Genomic DNA, 15,092 nt, shown 5'->3' with positions numbered 1-15,092 from the left:
AACGGTCGTGGCTGTTACTCGTTGACCTGGATCGAGTCCAGGACGGCCTCGAACTCCGGCAGCTGGGCGTCGAACTCCTCGGGGGGTGCCGAGAAGGCGATCTCGACGAAGGAACCGTCGTCGAGGGAGACCCCGTAGGACTGCATCCGCGTCTGGGTGCCGGTGCCGTTGTCGACCTCGGCCTCCAGGCCCTCCGCCTCGTAACCACCGACGTCCCGCGGCTCGAGCTCGGTGAACTGGGAGGTGTCCTGCCCGCTCTGCTCGAGCATCTCGAGGTACGAGTCGCCCTCGACGGTGCCGGGCTGCAGGCGCAGCACGGAGATGCTCGTCGACAGCGACTGGTCGTCGGCCGGGGCGTAGGCGTAGGTCTCGGCCACACCGTCGCCCTGCGGGACCACGCCGGCCTCGACGAGGTCCTGCCAGCCCTCGGGCGCCGTGACCTCGAGGATCGCCTCGGTGGCACCCGCGCTGCCGGACTCGCCGCCCGGGCCGGCCGATCCGGCCTCGCCGCTGGGCGCCTCGTCGCTGGGGCTCTCGCCGCCGAAGCCGCCCTCCGTGGGCGACTCCGCGTCGTCCGAGCCGGACTCGGCACCGGCGTCGCTCTCGGTCTCGGAGGTCTCCTCGGTCTCGGAGGTGTCCTCGCCGTTGTCCGGGCTCTCGCTCTCCTCGTCCCCGCCGCAGGCGGCGAGCGTGAGACCGGCGCCCAGGGCGACGGCCGCGACGAGCGAGCGGCGGACAGGTGCGTTGACGTTCTTCATGGGGTCCTCTTTCCGGTCGGAGTCAGGACGTGCGGTCCCGTTTCCCGCGCGCCGGTGGCGGCGCGGAAGGGTGGGTTCAGTCGATCTGGATCGAGTCCAGGGTCTGCTCGAACTGTGGCATGGCCTCGGCGAAGGTGGCCTGGTCGGCGATGAGGGTGATCTCCACCAGCGAACCGTCCTCGAGCTCGACGGGGTACAGGTGCTGGACGACCAGCCGCTCCTCCGCCTCGACGACGGTCTCGTAGGGGGTGACGGTGACGCCGTCGATCTCGCGCGGCGCCAGCTCGGCGTAGGTCGACAGGTCGGCGCCCTGCTCCTCGAGGAGCTCGAGGTAGGTGCTGCCGCCGACGGAGCTCTCGGGGAAGGCCATGACGACGACGGCGGTCGCGAGGTCGACCTGCGGGTCGCCCCACGCCTGGACATCCGCGTCCTCGGGCGCGGCCGAGATGTAGGGGGACATGTCCTCCCACCCCTCGGGCCACTCGGCCTCGACGGACGGCACCCCCTCGGGCGGGCCGTCCGAGGTGGACTCGCTCGCCGACTCGTCGCCGGACGCCGACTCCGAGGGACTCTCGGTGGGCGCGTCCGCGGTCTCGTCGGCGCTCGACCCGGGCTCGGCGTCGTCGGGGTCCTCGTCCCCGCCACCGCAGGAGGCCAGGGCGAGGGCGCCGGCAAGCGCGACGGCGGCGAGCGCCGGGCGCGAGCGCGGGGACGTCGTGGTCATCGCCCCAGACTCACACCATCGGGTGCCCGCCCGCATCTCGACCCGCGAGTGAGATATGCCGCACGTCCCGGGGGCGAGCGGCGCGTCGGCCGCGAGAGCGCGACCGCCTCGGGCTCCGGATCAGGAGATGGTCGCGGAGTCGAGGATCTCCTGGAAGGTCCCCACGTGCTCGTCGAAGGAGTCGGCGCTGGCGGAGAAGACGATCTCCACGATGCCGCCCTCGAGCTCGAGCGCGTACAGGTGCTGGCGGATCGAGATGCCCTGCGCGTCGCGCTCGACCTCGAAGGCCATCGCGTCACGGCCGTCGACCTGCACCGACGGCTGCTCGGTGATCGCCGAGGGGTCGAGCCCGTTGGCGGCCATGAGGTCCTCGTAGGACGCACCACCGGTGAGCGCGGACGGGTAGACGGCGAGGGTGCCGTTCGTGGCGAACGAGCCCCCGGGGACGCCGTAGACCTCGAAGTCGATGCCGGTCGTGTCGACGGTGTTGAACTCCGAGAGGTCCTGCCAGTCCGCCGGCCAGGTCACCTCGGCGACCGGTGTCGCACCGGTGTCGGCGTCGGTGTCGGTGCTGGTGTCGGTCCCGGCGTCCGTAGCGTCGTCGGTCCCGGAGTCCGTGCCCGTGTCGGTGCTGGTGTCGGCGTCCGTGCCGGTGTCGGTCTCGATGTTCGGGCCGGTCGTGTCCGTACCCGCGGTGTCCTCGCCGTCGGGGGTGGCCGCGGGAGGCGCCGGGGGTGGCGCGATCGAGGTCTCGTCGTCGCCCCCGCCGCACGCGGCCAGGACGAGAGCACCGGCGAGCGCAACGGCGGCACCCGTCGCGCGGGACCGGTTCAGCTGGATCGTCATGCACCCAGGGTCGCACCCCTCGCGGGTGTCCGCGCAGGTATCAGGCGTGCGGCTGGACACTCACGACGCCGGGCGGCCGTCGTGCGGATGGAGCCGGGTCGGTCGGCAAGCCCGGGCACGCGCGAGCGCCGCCCGGCCCTGACGGGTCGGACGGCGCTCGGGTGGTTGCTGCGGTGGTGGCCGGCCGTCAGTTGATGGTGGCCGAGTCGAGCACGGACTCGAAGAGCTCCATGCCCGAGGTGATCTCGCCGACCTCGGCCGCGAGGAGGAACTCGACGACGCTGCCGTCCTCGAGCACCACGCCGTACATGCGCTGGCGGTGGGTGCCGCCGCCCTGGTCCGAGTCCTGCTGGTAGCCCGTCGCGGTCTGGCCGTCGATGTCGCGCTCACCCAGCTCCTGGAGCTGACCGGAGTCGCCGCCGAGGCCCTCGACGACCACGTCCGCGTAGGTCGCGCCCTCGGGCGCGGTGCCGGCCGGGTACGTGACGACGAAGCCCTGCATGGGGAAGCCGTCCGGGTTCGGCTCCGCGTAGACCTCCGCCTCGGCGTCCGAGGAGACGTCGAGGGTCGGGGTCGCCTCGACCCACTCCTCGGGCCACGTGACGTCGACCTGGGGCATGTCGCCCGACGGCGCGGCGCCGGGGCCGGCCTGGTCGTCGTCCGCGTCGTCGTCGGAGGTGGAGTCGTCGGACGTGTCGTCGTCGGCCGGCTCCTCGGCGGTGTCGTCGGAGGTGTCGGCGTCAGCGTCGTCGTCGGAGGTGTCGGTGTCCGTGTCGGTGTCCGTGTCCTCGTCCGTGGTGTCGTCGTCGGAGGTGGAGTCGTCGGTCGGCTCGGTGGGCTCGGTCGCCTGGCCGTCCTCGTCCGTCGAGGGTGCGATGGCCTCGTCGGACCCGCCGCAGGCGGCGAGCGTGAGGGCGGCGGCGAGCGTGAGGGCTCCGATGCCGGCGTGACGTCGGGGGGCTGTCTTCGAAGTGTGCATGACACGAGTATCGCAACCGGGAAGCCGTGCCGACACCTCTCACGCTGGGCACATCTGCCCTGATCGGGGGCCCATCAGCGACGCCGTGAGCCTCAGTCGATGGTCAGCGACTCGGCAACCGTCCGCATCTGGGGGTGGTCGGCCTCCTCGTCGCCGGCGTCCATCGCGAACTGCAGCTCCCACTGGTAGCCGCCGTCGAAGATCGGGTAGGTGTACTGGACGAACGGCCCCTGCGGGGTGTCCATCTCGACCCGCAGCCCGGGCACCTGGTCGCCCTCGACGGTCAGCGGCTCGGCGTCGGTCATCGTTGCCCCTTCCGGGCGCTGCGCCTCGAGCGCCTCCCGGTAGGCCTCGAAGGACCCGGCGCCGCCCTCGACCGCGGTGAGGGTGACCTGGCTGCCGTTGGCGGCCGTCTCCAGGGGGGCGGCGGCCATGACGATCGTCGGGTGTCCCTGGTAGGCGAAGGACAGGTCGTTCCAGGTCTCGGGCAGCACGTACGTGACGGTGCCGGCGTCGTGCTCGACGGTGGTGACCTCGCCGTCGACCTCGGCCGAGCCCTCCTCGTCCGGCTCCTGCTCCTCCGCATCCCCCTCGTCCTCCGTGGGTGCCTCGGACGCGTCCTCCGCGGGCTCGCCGCTGGGCGCCTCGGTGGGCTCGTCCGTGCTGGACTCCTCGTCCTGCGGGCTCGCCACGCCGGCGTCGGAGGTGGACTCCGAGGCGGTCTCCTCGGCCGACGAGGTCTCCTCCTCGTCGAGGCTGTCGACGGGAGAGCACGCCGCGAGCGCCGCCGCGAGGGCGATCGTCGCGCCGACGCCGAGGGTGCGGCCGTGTCGCATGGGACTCCTAGGTGGTGAGGTGGAGGGGTCGGTGCCGGCGGGCGGCCCGAGGGGTCAGTCGAAGATCGGGCCCGAGGTGCGGGTGCGCTTGAGCTCGTAGAGGCCCGGCACCGACACCACGAGGGCGAAGCCGTCCCACAGGCGCAGCGCCTCCTCGCCGGTCGGGGCCGGGGTGACGACGGGGCCGAAGAAGGCGCTCTCGCCGTAGCGGATGACCGGCACGCCGACGTCGTCGCCGACCAGCTCCTGGGCGGCGGCGGTGGTCGCCCGGAAGGCCTCGTCCAGGCTCGTGTCCTCCGCGGAGTCCAGCAGGTCGGCGGGGAGGCCGAGCTCGGCGAGGGCCTCGGCGACGACGTCGAGGCGCTCCGAGACGCGGCCGCCCGGGTGGAAGCGCGTGCCGACCGCGGTGTAGAGCGCGGCGAACTGCTCGTCGGTCAGGCGCTCCTTGGCGGCCTGGAAGACACGCACGACGCCCCACTGCTGGTCGAGGCCCGCGCGGTAGTCGGCGGGCACGTCCTTGCCCTCGTTGATGATGACGAGCGGCATGAGGTGGAGGTGGAGGTTGAGGCCGCGCACCTCGGCGACCTCGGTGAGCCAGCGGGAGGTCATCCACGCCCACGGGCAGTGCGGGTCGAACCACAGATCGACGTCGAGGGGCTGGAACGAGGCTGCGTCCGTCATGGCCCCATCGTCACACGTCCGGCCCCGCGCGGCGGGGAGGGCCCGCGGTGTCGCCACCGCCGCCCAGGAGCTCGCGACTACGCTTCCCCGACGGGCGCTTCCGCGCCAGGCCGGCACCACGGCGGTGCCTGCCCCACGTCCGACGACCGACAGGAGCCCTCGTGCCCGCAGAGAACCTCACCCGGGCGGAGGCCGCCGAGCGCGCCGCCCTCGTCGACACCCGCTCCTACCGGGTCGAGCTCGACCTCACGCGCGGGCCCGAGCGGTTCGGCACGCGCACGACGATCCGGTTCTCGGCCACCGCGGGCGCCTCGACCTTCGTCGACCTCATCGCCCCCGCGGTGCACGCCATCACCCTCAACGGCCACCACGTGGACCCCGCCGTGTTCGCCGACTCGCGCATCCCGTTGGAGAACCTGGCCGAGGACAACGAGCTGGTCGTCCTCGCCGAGGGCGCCTACATGACCACCGGGGAGGGCCTGCACCGGTTCGTCGACCCCATCGACTCCGCGGTCTACCTCTACTCCCAGTTCGAGGTCGCCGACGCCCGCCGCGTCTTCGCCTGCTTCGAGCAGCCCGATCTCAAGGCCGAGTTCACCTTCGTCGTCACCGCCCCGCAGGACTGGACCGTGTTCTCCAACGAGTCCGCCGCCCGGGTCGACGAGGCCGAGGAGGGCGGGCGCACCTGGACCTTCTCCCCCACCGCGCACATCTCCACCTACCTCACGGCGATCGTCGCCGGCCCCTACGCCGGGGTCACCGGCGAGCTGACCTCGAGCGACGGCCGCACGATCCCCCTGGGCGTCTACGCGCGCGCCTCGCTGGCCGAGCACCTCGACGGCGAGACGATCATGGACGTCACCCGGCAGGGCTTCGCCTTCTACGAGGAGGCCTTCGACCAGCCCTACCCGTTCACCAAGTACGACCAGGTCTTCGTCCCGGAGTTCAACGCCGGCGCCATGGAGAACGTCGGGCTGGTGACCTACCTGGAGAACTACGTCTTCCGCGGCCCGGTCTCCGGCGCGATCCGCGAGCGCCGGGTCATCACCATCCTCCACGAGCTGGCCCACATGTGGTTCGGCGACCTGGTGACCATGCGCTGGTGGAACGACCTGTGGCTCAACGAGTCCTTCGCCGAGTACGCCTCGCACCTGGCGGCGGCCGAGGGCCTGGGCATCTCCGACGCGTGGGTGACCTTCTCCTCCCTGGAGAAGGCGTGGGCCTACGACCAGGACCAGCTGCCCACCACCCACCCGATCGTGGCGAGCATCGAGGACCTGGAGGACGTCGAGGTCAACTTCGACGGCATCACCTACGCCAAGGGCTCCTCGGTGCTCACCCAGCTGGTGGCGTTCGTCGGCAATGACGCGTTCCTGGCGGGCCTGCGCCGCTACTTCGCGAAGCACGCCTTCGGCAACACCGAGCTGTCCGACCTGCTCGTCGAGCTCGAGGCCGCCTCCGGCCGCGACCTGCGCACGTGGTCGCAGCTGTGGCTGGAGTCCGCGGGCGTGACCACCCTGACCCCCGAGGTCACCACCGCCACCGGCGAGGACGGCACCGAGCGGATCACCTCCGCCGCGCTCGTGCAGACCGTCCCCGAGGCGCACCCCGTCCAGCGTCCGCACCGCCTCGCCGTCGCCGGCTACGAGCTCGACGGCGAGAAGCTCGTGCGCGCCTGGAGCGAGGAGGTCGACGTCGACGGCGCCCGCACCGAGCTGCCCCGGCTCGAGGGACGGCCCTGGCCGGCGGTGCTGCTCGTCAACGACGAGGACATGGCCTACGCCAAGGTCCGGCTCGACGAGCGCTCGCTGGCCGCGGCCACCAGGCACGTCGACGCCTTCGCCGAGGCCATGCCGCGCACCCTCGTGCTGGCCTCGGCCTGGGACATGACCCGCGACGGGCAGTGGGCCGCGAGCCGCTACCTCGACCTGGCGCTGCGGGCGCTGGCCTCGGAGACCCAGCCGACGGCGATGCGCGTGCTGCTGGCCAACCTGCGCACCGGGGTGGAGCGCTACGGCGACCCCGCCACGCGCGACCAGGTGCGCGCGGCCGTCGCCGACGACCTCGTGGCGCTGGCCCAGGGGGCGCAGGCGGGCTCGGACGCCCAGCTCCAGCTCTCCCGGGCCGCCGCCCAGCTGGTCGTCACCGACGAGCAGGTGGCCACGGTGCGCGGCTGGATCGACGGCTCGGCCCCGCTCGCGGGCCAGGAGGTCGACAGCCAGCAGCGCTGGGAGGTGCTGCGCGGGCTGGCCCTGGCCGGTGCCGTGACCGAGGCCGACGTCGAGGCCGAGCTGCGGGCCGACCCCTCCGCCACGGGCCGCGAGCACGCGGTCTGGGTGCGGGCCGCCCGGCCCACGCCCGAGGCCAAGAAGTGGGTCTGGGAGCAGATCGTCGAGTCCGCGGCCCTGCCCAACACGCAGCAGCGCTACGCCGCCCTGGGCTTCGCCGACGTCCGCGACGTCACCCTCCTCACGCCCTACGTGCAGAAGTACCTCGACTCCCTCGAGCGCGTCTGGGCGGAGCAGACCAACGAGATGGCGCAGAACGTCGTCACCTACGCCTTCCCCGCCGCCCTGGCGGGTCGGGCGGACGAGACCGGGATCGACGTCGTCGAGCAGACCCGCTGGTGGCTCAGCTCCCACCCCGACGCACCGGCCGCGCTGCGCCGCCTGGTGGCCGAGCGGCTCGACACCGCCGAGCGGGCCGTGCGCGCCCAGCGGGTCGACGCCGGGCGCTGAGCGCCGGGCTCTCGTGGGGCGCGGGCGGGCTCAGTCCTGCTCGCGCCCCATCGCCCGGTTGACGGTCTCCACCAGGGAACGCACCCGGGGGTGGCCGTGCAGGTCGTCGAGGAGGACGACCTGCTCGGTGCCGTCGGCGAGCGGGACCTGCCAGTTGGGGTACTCGGTGTGGGTGCCCGGCTGGTTCTGCGCACGACGTTCCCCGACGGCGTCGACGAGGGAGACGCCCACGAGGTAGCTCGGCGTCGAGGCCACGTAGGCGTGCAGGGCCTCGAGGATCTCCCGCTCGGAGGGGTCCTCGCCCACCAGCCCGTACTCGCGCAGCCGCTCGATCGTGCGGCGGCGCTCCAGGGCAGACTCCGCGCGCACCTGCTCCACCGGCTCGACGAGCAGGCCCAGGCGCTCGCGCAGGTCGACGTGCTCGTCGGCCAGGTAGCCGGCCACCGGGGGCAGGTCGTGGGTGTCGACGGTGGCCAGCGCGAGCCGCCGGTAGTCCTCGGGCCGCTTCGGTCCGGCGTCGTCGTCCTTCTCGAACCAGAACACCTGGGTGCCGAGCACGCCGCGCTCGGCGAGGTACTCGCGCACCCACGGCTCGACGGTGCCCAGGTCCTCGCCGATGACCACCGCGCCGGCCCGCTGGGCCTCGAGCAGTACGACGCCGACCATCGCCTCGTGGTCGTAGCCCACGTAGGTGCCCTGGTCGGCCGGGCCGCCCACGGGGATCCACCACAGCCGGAACAGGCCGACGACGTGGTCGATGCGCACCGCCCCGGCGTGGCGCAGCACGGTGCGCACCATCTGGCGCAGCGGGGCGTATGCGGTGCGCGCGAGCGCGTCGGGCCGCCACGGCGGCTGGGACCAGTTCTGGCCCTGCTGGTTGTACATGTCCGGCGGGGCACCGACCTCGATGCCGGCGGCGAAGACCTCCTGGCCCGACCACCGCTCGGCGCCCAGGGAGTCCACGCCGACGGCGAGGTCGTGCATGATCCCCAGTGCCATGCCGGACTCCTTGGCCGCGCGCTGGGCGGCGGCGAGCTGGTCGTCGAGCACCCACTGCAGCCAGGCGAAGAACTCCACGCGCTCGGCCAGCTCGGCGCGCTTGAGCGCGACCTGCGGGCTGGCCGGGTCGGTGAGCTCGACGGGCCAGGGCTCGCCGGCCTGCTCCTCGTACAGGGCGCACCACAGGGCGAAGTCCTCCAGGCCCTCGCCCTCGGCGGCGCGGAACCGCTCGAACGCCCGCTGGCGGGCGGGCGAGCGGCCGGCGGCGAAGATGACCTCGAGGGCCTGCCGCTTGGCCTCCCACACCGCGGCCCGGTCCAGCGGCTCGTTGGTGGAGTTCAGCGGGCGGACCTCGTCGGCGGCCCACTGCACCAGCGAGCGCTGCGGGCCGGTGAGGTAGGTGGCCTCGTGGATCTCCTCGGGGCGCAGGTAGATCGGGTTGACGAAGCGGCGGGTGACCGGCAGGTACGGCGAGGGCGACTGGTCCGGGTCCGGCTGGGCCGCGTGCAGGGGGTTGATGAGGACGAAGTCCGCCCCGGCGTCGCCGGCGAGCGCGGCCAGCTCGCCGAGGTCCGCCACGTCGCCGAGCCCCCAGGAGCGGTTCGAGCGCACCGAGTACAGCTGCGCCGCCAGGCCCCAGCCGCGGCCGCCCTCGAGCTCGGGCAGGTCGAGGCGGTCCGGGGTCACCGCCAGCGGGGAGCGGCGCGGGCGCGAGCCGGCGGGGCGGGCCACCAGGGTGTGCCACCCGAGCGGCAGGTCGGCGGGGACGACGAACTCCACGCGGGCGTGGCGGCGGCCGTCGACGTCGCGCAGCTCCGGGGGCTCGGCGGAGTCGGCAAGCTCCCAGGTGCCGCCGTCCTCGAGCTCGACGTGCACGGTGACCGCGGCGCCGAGCGGGACGTGCACAGCGAGGCGGGACTCGTGGCCGCGGCGCACCACCACCGAGTCGGGCAGGACCTCGCGCCACGGCGCCAACTCGTGCTCGGCCAGCGACTCGGCGACCTCCTCCTCGGTCTGGGCGGGCACCCCGAGCGCGTCGAGGGCGGCGCGGATGGTGTCCGCCCCGATCACGCGGTGGGTGCCGTGGAAGTCCCAGAAGTCGGTCGCCACGCCCTTGAGCTCCGCGAGCCGCGCGAGGTCGTCGGAGGGTGCCTCGTCCCGGGTGGCGTCAGCCATGGCGCTCCTTACGTGTGGCCCGCGCTGGCCGGCCGTCGTCGATCGGTGGATCGTCCTCGATCCTGCCAGAGCATCGGTGCACGCGCCGCGAGGCGGTGCCGTGTTGCCGCAACGGTTCCACGGGCGACAATGGGGCGATGAGCACCAGCGACCCCCGGCCGCAGGCCGACGAGCGTGCCGCGCTGTTCGAGCGCATGGGCGGGCACGCGACCTTCGACCACCTCGCGCGCAGGTTCTACGAGGGTGTGCGCACCGACGATGTCCTCGCGCCGATGTACGACGGCGACTTCGACGGCGGCGAGGAGCGGCTGCGGATGTTCCTCGTGCAGTACTGGGGCGGGCCGACCACGTACTCCGAGCAGCGCGGCCACCCGCGCCTGCGGATGCGGCACGCCCCCTTCCGCGTGACCCCGGACGCTCGGGACCGGTGGCTCACCCACATGCGGGCCGCCGTCGACGAGGTCGAGCTCGACGCCGAGGCCGAGCGCGACCTGTGGGACTACCTCGTGCGGGCCGCTGACGCGATGGTCAACACCCTCGAGGCCCGGCCGTGAGCGCGGGCGTGCCCGCCGTCCCGCCGCCGCCCGGGGCGGACAGCAGCGGCGTGGTGGAGGTGCCCACCAGCGACTCGGAGCAGATGGCGCTCATCCTGGGCTCGCTGCGGCTCGAGCGCACCGGCCCGGACACCTACGCCGGTGACTCGCTGCCCCAGCTCTCGGGGCGGATCTACGGCGGGCAGGTGCTCGCCCAGGCGATCCTGGCCGCCGACGACACCCTCGTCGACGACGGCGACGGGCCGCGCCAGCTGCACTCCGTGCACGGCTACTTCCTGCGGCCCGGACGCGCCGAGCAGGGCGTGAGCCTCGCCGTCGAGCGGCTGCACGACGGACGCTCGTTCTCCACCCGGCGCACCCACGCGTTCCAGGACGGCCGCCCGATCTTCTCCCTCACCTCCTCCTACCAGGAGGAGCAGCCCGGGCTCGACCACCAGGACGTCGGCCCCGAGGCGCCGGACCCGGAGTCCCTGCCGGGGGCGATCGAGCTGTTCGAGTCGGTCGACCACCCGGTCGCGAAGTTCATGTCCTCGACGGCCGCCTTCGACATCCGCCACGTCGGTCCGAACCTCTACCTTGGACCGGACCCCGAGCGCACGGACCGGCAGATGCTGTGGATGCGGGCGCGCTCGGCGCTGCCGCCCGAGACGCCGCAGCTCCTGCACCGGGCCCTGCTGGCCTACGCCTGTGACCAGGTCCTCCTCGAGCCGGCGCTGCGCCGCCAGGGCCTGCACTGGCGCACGAAGGACATGTCCGTCGCGTCGCTGGACCACGCGATGTGGTGGCACCGGCCGCTGCGGGTCGACGAGTGGCTGCTCTACGTCCAGCGCTCCCCCTCCGCCCAGGGCGGGCGGGCGCTCGGGGTCGCCGACATCTACGACCGCTCCGGCGCGCGGGTGGCCACCGTCAACCAGGAGGGCATGGTCCGGATCAAGGACCGCCGGCCCACCTCGGCGGGTACGGGTCCCGACGTCGAGTGGCAGCAGCCCTCGCTTCGGTAGTCGGGCGGCTCAGCCCTCCCCGCCGCGGCGGCGGAAGCGGATCGGCTCGTCGAGGAACTGGCCCCAGACCTCGCGCTCGTCGGCGGTCATGCGGCGGGGGCGCCCGGTGGCCTCGTCGATGAGCACCATGGTGGTCAGGGCGCGGGCCGCCGGTCCGTCGGGGCCCGGGATCTCGTAGCAGACGTCGACCGAGGCGCCGCCGAGGTGGGAGATCCACAGCTGCACCTGCAGGGGCGTGAGCGAGTACGGCACCGGCGCGAGGTACTCGATCTCCTGGCGGGCGATGTAGGTGTTGGTCCCCGAGCCGGGGCCGGTGGCCAGCACCTTGGTGCCCGGCACGCCCGCGGCGGCCTGCAGCGCCGAGACGCGGCCGGCGGCGTCGTCGGCCCGGTCCTGGGCCGCGTCGGCGGCCGGGTCGCCCGGCACCGAGGCCCAGAAGGCGGCGATGCGGCACTCCTCGAGGATGCTGAGCATCCGGGCGTTGTTGACGTGCCGGTAGGCGTCGATGTCGGACCAGCGCAGCTGGACGGGGATGGTCAGTCGCGGCATGGGTCCATTCTCCCCCTGCGCGCCGGCCCGGACGACGTCGGGCGGGGGACCCGGCATCGTGCCGGCTCCCCCGCCCGTCGGGACGGCCTGCCGACTAGCGGCGGTCGCCCGCGCCGCGCGTGAGCGCGACGACGATCTCGAGGAAGCCGCGCAGGACGACGATCTTGAGCAGCACGACCAGGAGGCTGAGCACCCACTGCACCCACAGCCCGGCGGGCGCGTCGCCGTAGGTGCTGGTGAGGGTGAAGATCTGCGAGATCCACTCCACGGCGAGGACGGCGACGCCGATGTAGAAGAACACCGAGGCGAACTTCGCGACGGCCGAGCTGGAGAAGTCGGGGCGGAACAGGGCGGAGAAGAAGTTCTCGCCGCCCGCGTTCTGCGGGGCGTAGCCGCCCTGCTGCGGGTAGCCACCCTGCGGGCCGGGCTGGCCGTAGCCGGGCTGCGGGCCGGGCTGTCCGTAGCCGCCCTGCTGCTGGGGGCCGGTCTGGCCGTAGCCAGCCTGCTGCGGGTAGCCCTGCGGGCCGGGCTGGCCACCGGGGGCGGAGGCGGCGGACGGGTTGTCGTAGGTCATGAGTCTCCTTCTGGGAGCGAGGGGATCGGGCCGCGGGGACCATACCGGACAGGAGTCGGCCCCCGAGGCGGACGCCACGTGGACGGGCCGCCCACCCCAGTGGTGGACGGCCCGTCGTCGGTCCTCGCGGTCTGGTCGGCCGCTCAGTCGCGCGTGAGCTTGCGGTAGGTCACCGCGTGCGGGCGGGCCGCGTCCGCGCCGAGACGCTGGACCTTGTTGGCCTCGTAGGACTCGAAGTTGCCCTCGAACCAGTACCAGTTCGCCGGGTTCTCCTCGGTGCCCTCCCAGGCGAGGATGTGGGTAGCGACACGGTCGAGGAACCACCGGTCGTGGGTGACGACGACGGCGCAGCCGGGGAACTCGAGCAGGGCGTTCTCCAGCGAGCCCAGGGTCTCGACGTCGAGGTCGTTGGTGGGCTCGTCCAGGAGCAGCAGGTTGCCGCCCTGCTTGAGCGTGAGCGCGAGGTTGAGACGGTTGCGCTCACCGCCGGAGAGCACGCCGGCGCGCTTCTGCTGGTCCGGCCCCTTGAAGCCGAAGGCCGAGACGTACGCGCGCGAGGGCATCTCGACCTGACCGACCTGGATGAAATCCAGGCCGTCGGAGACGACCTCCCACAGGCTCTTGTCCGGGTCGATCCCGCCGCGGGACTGGTCGACGTAGCTGATCTTCACGGTCTCGCCGACCTTGAGGTCGCCGCCGTCGAGGGGCTCGAGCCCGACGATCGTCTTGAACAGGGTCGTCTTGCCGACGCCGTTGGGCCCGATGACGCCGACGATGCCGTTGCGGGGCAGCGTGAACGACAGGCCGTCGATGAGGACGCGCTCCCCGAAGCCCTTCTGCAGCTTGTCGGCCTCGATGACGATGTTGCCCAGGCGCGGGCCGGGCGGGATCTGGATCTCCTCGAAGTCGAGCTTCCTCGTACGCTCGGCCTCCGCGGCCATCTCCTCGTAGCGGGCCAGACGGGACTTGGACTTGGCCTGACGGCCCTTGGCGTTGGAGCGCACCCACTCGAGCTCGTCGGCCAGGCGCTTGGCCATCTTCGCGTCCTTCTTGCCCTGGATCGCCAGGCGCTCCTGCTTCTTCTCCAGGTAGGTGGAGTAGTTCCCCTCGTAGGGGTAGAGGCGGCCGCGGTCCACCTCGGCGATCCACTCGGCCACGTGGTCGAGGAAGTACCGGTCGTGCGTGACGGCGATGACGGCGCCGGGGTACTTGGTCAGGTGCTGCTCGAGCCAGAGCACGGACTCGGCGTCGAGGTGGTTCGTGGGCTCGTCGAGGAGCAGGAGGTCGGGCTGCTCGAGGAGCAGCTTGCACAGCGCCACGCGGCGGCGCTCACCACCGGAGAGGTGGGTGACGGGCTGGTCGCCGGGCGGGCAGCGCAGCGCGTCCATCGCCTGCTCGAGCTGGGCGTCGATGTCCCAGGCGTTCGCGGCGTCGATCTCGGTCTGGAGCTTGCCCATCTCCTCCATGAGGGCGTCGAAGTCGGCGTCGGGATCGGCCATCTCGTTGCCGATCTCGTTGAACCGCTCGACCTTGCCCAGGATGTCGGCCACGCCCTCCTGGACGTTGCCCAGGACGGTCTTCTCCTCGTTCAGCGGCGGCTCCTGGAGGAGGATGCCGACGGTGTACCCGGGGGTGAGGACGGCGTCGCCGTTGGACGGCTGGTCCAGGCCGGCCATGATCTTGAGGATCGTGGACTTGCCGGCGCCGTTGGGACCGACCATGCCGATCTTCGCGCCGGGGTAGAACGACATCGTGACGTCGTCGAGGATGACCTTGTCCCCGTGGGCCTTGCGGGCCCGGACCATGGAGTAGATGTACTCGGCCACGTAGCTCCCTCTCGTGCGGGTGGGTGTGCGGTGCCCGGCCGGTGCGGCCGGGGTTCCGGCACCCAGCGTAGGCGAGAGCGCGCCCGCGGCCGCCGCGCGTCCCCCGCGACGGCCGCGTGCCCCCTGCCCCGCCCGGGATCAGACGAGCGCCGCCGTGCGGTCCTCGTCCTCGATCAGCTCCTCGTCGGCGCCCAGGTCCGCCGGCCCGGACCCGTCGTGCTCCTCGGTCCCCACATGGTCGGGGCCGTTCTGGTCGGGGCCGTTCTGGTCGGGGCCGTCCGCGTCAGGCACCGCCCAGGCGTCGTCCTCCCCGGCCGGCTGCGCGACGGTCCCGTCCTGCGCGCGCGGCTCGACGGCGACGCGCGTGTAGGTGGTGATCCCGCGGGACATCTCCAGGGCCACAGAGTCCGCGGTGATGACCATGTCGGTGCGCTCCTGCCCCTCCTTGGTCAGCCAGGACTCGCTGACCAGGCTGCCGCGCACGAGCACGGGGAAGCCCTTGTGCAGGGACCGGCCGATGTTCTCCGCCATCCGCCCGAAGACCTTGACGTTGAACCACTGCGTGGGCCCGTCGGTCCAGTCGTTCGTGCGCGAGTCGAACCGGCGGGCGGCCGAGCCCAGCCGGAAGGACACCCACGGCGTGCCGGACTCGGTGTACCGCAGCGTGGGGTCGGCGGCGGCGTTGCCGCGCACCGTCACGTGGATCTCGTTGCTCATGGTGTGCCTCCTTCGACGCCGACCCGGTGCCGGCTCGGGCCCAGCGTCGCGGTCGGCGCCCCGCGCCCGCCCGGCGTGGTGGCGCCTCCTGTGGAGGGGGTGTCCGGGGCGGGGGCTGTGGAGGACGCGCGGGG

14 protein-coding genes are annotated in these 15,092 nt (G+C 73.0%); 3 read left to right on the top strand and 11 right to left on the bottom strand.

The annotated features are described in order from the left end of the window. Positions 1–14: 14 nt before the first annotated feature. The 6 genes from AC3D3D_RS13880 to AC3D3D_RS13855 form a co-directional block, all read right to left on the bottom strand. Positions 15–758 (bottom strand): hypothetical protein, encoded by a 744-nt coding sequence (locus AC3D3D_RS13880; RefSeq protein WP_463663474.1) that lies wholly within the window; start codon positions 756–758, stop codon positions 15–17. A gap of 76 nt (positions 759–834) precedes the next feature. Continuing rightward, positions 835–1,482 (bottom strand): hypothetical protein, encoded by a 648-nt coding sequence (locus tag AC3D3D_RS13875; RefSeq protein WP_463663475.1) that lies wholly within the window; start codon positions 1,480–1,482, stop codon positions 835–837. Between the two features lie 120 nt (positions 1,483–1,602). Then, positions 1,603–2,328, bottom strand: a complete 726-nt coding sequence (locus tag AC3D3D_RS13870; protein WP_463663476.1) for a hypothetical protein — start codon at positions 2,326–2,328, stop codon at positions 1,603–1,605. Between the two features lie 187 nt (positions 2,329–2,515). Further along, complete coding sequence (locus AC3D3D_RS13865) at positions 2,516–3,307, bottom strand: hypothetical protein (protein WP_463663477.1); 792 nt, start codon at positions 3,305–3,307, stop codon at positions 2,516–2,518. Between the two features lie 92 nt (positions 3,308–3,399). Then, positions 3,400–4,143 (bottom strand): hypothetical protein, encoded by a 744-nt coding sequence (locus tag AC3D3D_RS13860; protein WP_463663478.1) that lies wholly within the window; start codon positions 4,141–4,143, stop codon positions 3,400–3,402. A 54-nt stretch (positions 4,144–4,197) separates the two neighbouring features. Next, complete coding sequence (locus AC3D3D_RS13855) at positions 4,198–4,824, bottom strand: mycothiol-dependent nitroreductase Rv2466c family protein (RefSeq protein ID WP_463663479.1); 627 nt, start codon at positions 4,822–4,824, stop codon at positions 4,198–4,200. A 161-nt stretch (positions 4,825–4,985) separates the two neighbouring features. On the opposite strand from AC3D3D_RS13855, the gene pepN reads away from it, so the two are divergent. After that, on the top strand, positions 4,986–7,562 hold the full coding sequence (gene pepN, locus AC3D3D_RS13850) for an aminopeptidase N (RefSeq protein WP_463663480.1): 2,577 nt from the start codon (positions 4,986–4,988) through the stop codon (positions 7,560–7,562). A 30-nt stretch (positions 7,563–7,592) separates the two neighbouring features. Here pepN and malQ read toward each other — a convergent pair whose 3' ends face one another. After that, the gene (gene malQ, locus AC3D3D_RS13845; RefSeq protein ID WP_463663481.1) at positions 7,593–9,737 is read right to left on the bottom strand and encodes a 4-alpha-glucanotransferase; all 2,145 of its coding nucleotides are present in this window, start codon (positions 9,735–9,737) and stop codon (positions 7,593–7,595) included. 137 nt (positions 9,738–9,874) lie between these two features. On the opposite strand from malQ, the gene AC3D3D_RS13840 reads away from it, so the two are divergent. Beyond that, complete coding sequence (locus AC3D3D_RS13840; RefSeq protein ID WP_463663482.1) at positions 9,875–10,291, top strand: globin; 417 nt, start codon at positions 9,875–9,877, stop codon at positions 10,289–10,291. 83 nt (positions 10,292–10,374) lie between these two features. Beyond that, positions 10,375–11,292 (top strand): acyl-CoA thioesterase, encoded by a 918-nt coding sequence (locus tag AC3D3D_RS13835; protein WP_463663504.1) that lies wholly within the window; start codon positions 10,375–10,377, stop codon positions 11,290–11,292. Positions 11,293–11,301: 9 nt separating this feature from the next. Here the strand turns inward: AC3D3D_RS13835 and AC3D3D_RS13830 are convergent, their stop codons facing one another. The 4 genes from AC3D3D_RS13830 to AC3D3D_RS13815 form a co-directional block, all read right to left on the bottom strand. After that, positions 11,302–11,841, bottom strand: a complete 540-nt coding sequence (locus AC3D3D_RS13830; protein WP_463663483.1) for an acyl-CoA thioesterase — start codon at positions 11,839–11,841, stop codon at positions 11,302–11,304. A gap of 94 nt (positions 11,842–11,935) precedes the next feature. Continuing rightward, positions 11,936–12,415, bottom strand: a complete 480-nt coding sequence (locus tag AC3D3D_RS13825; RefSeq protein WP_463663484.1) for a DUF4282 domain-containing protein — start codon at positions 12,413–12,415, stop codon at positions 11,936–11,938. 143 nt (positions 12,416–12,558) lie between these two features. After that, complete coding sequence (ettA, locus tag AC3D3D_RS13820; protein ID WP_463663485.1) at positions 12,559–14,241, bottom strand: energy-dependent translational throttle protein EttA; 1,683 nt, start codon at positions 14,239–14,241, stop codon at positions 12,559–12,561. 138 nt (positions 14,242–14,379) lie between these two features. Then, positions 14,380–14,958: a single-stranded DNA-binding protein gene (locus tag AC3D3D_RS13815; protein WP_463663486.1), complete on the bottom strand. Its 579-nt coding sequence runs from the start codon at positions 14,956–14,958 to the stop codon at positions 14,380–14,382. Positions 14,959–15,092: the final 134 nt, after the last annotated feature.

The organism is Georgenia sp. X1117, from assembly GCF_057784635.1.
Note: the sequence above shows the minus strand (reverse complement) of the source record. Positions and strands in the feature narration are given on the sequence as shown.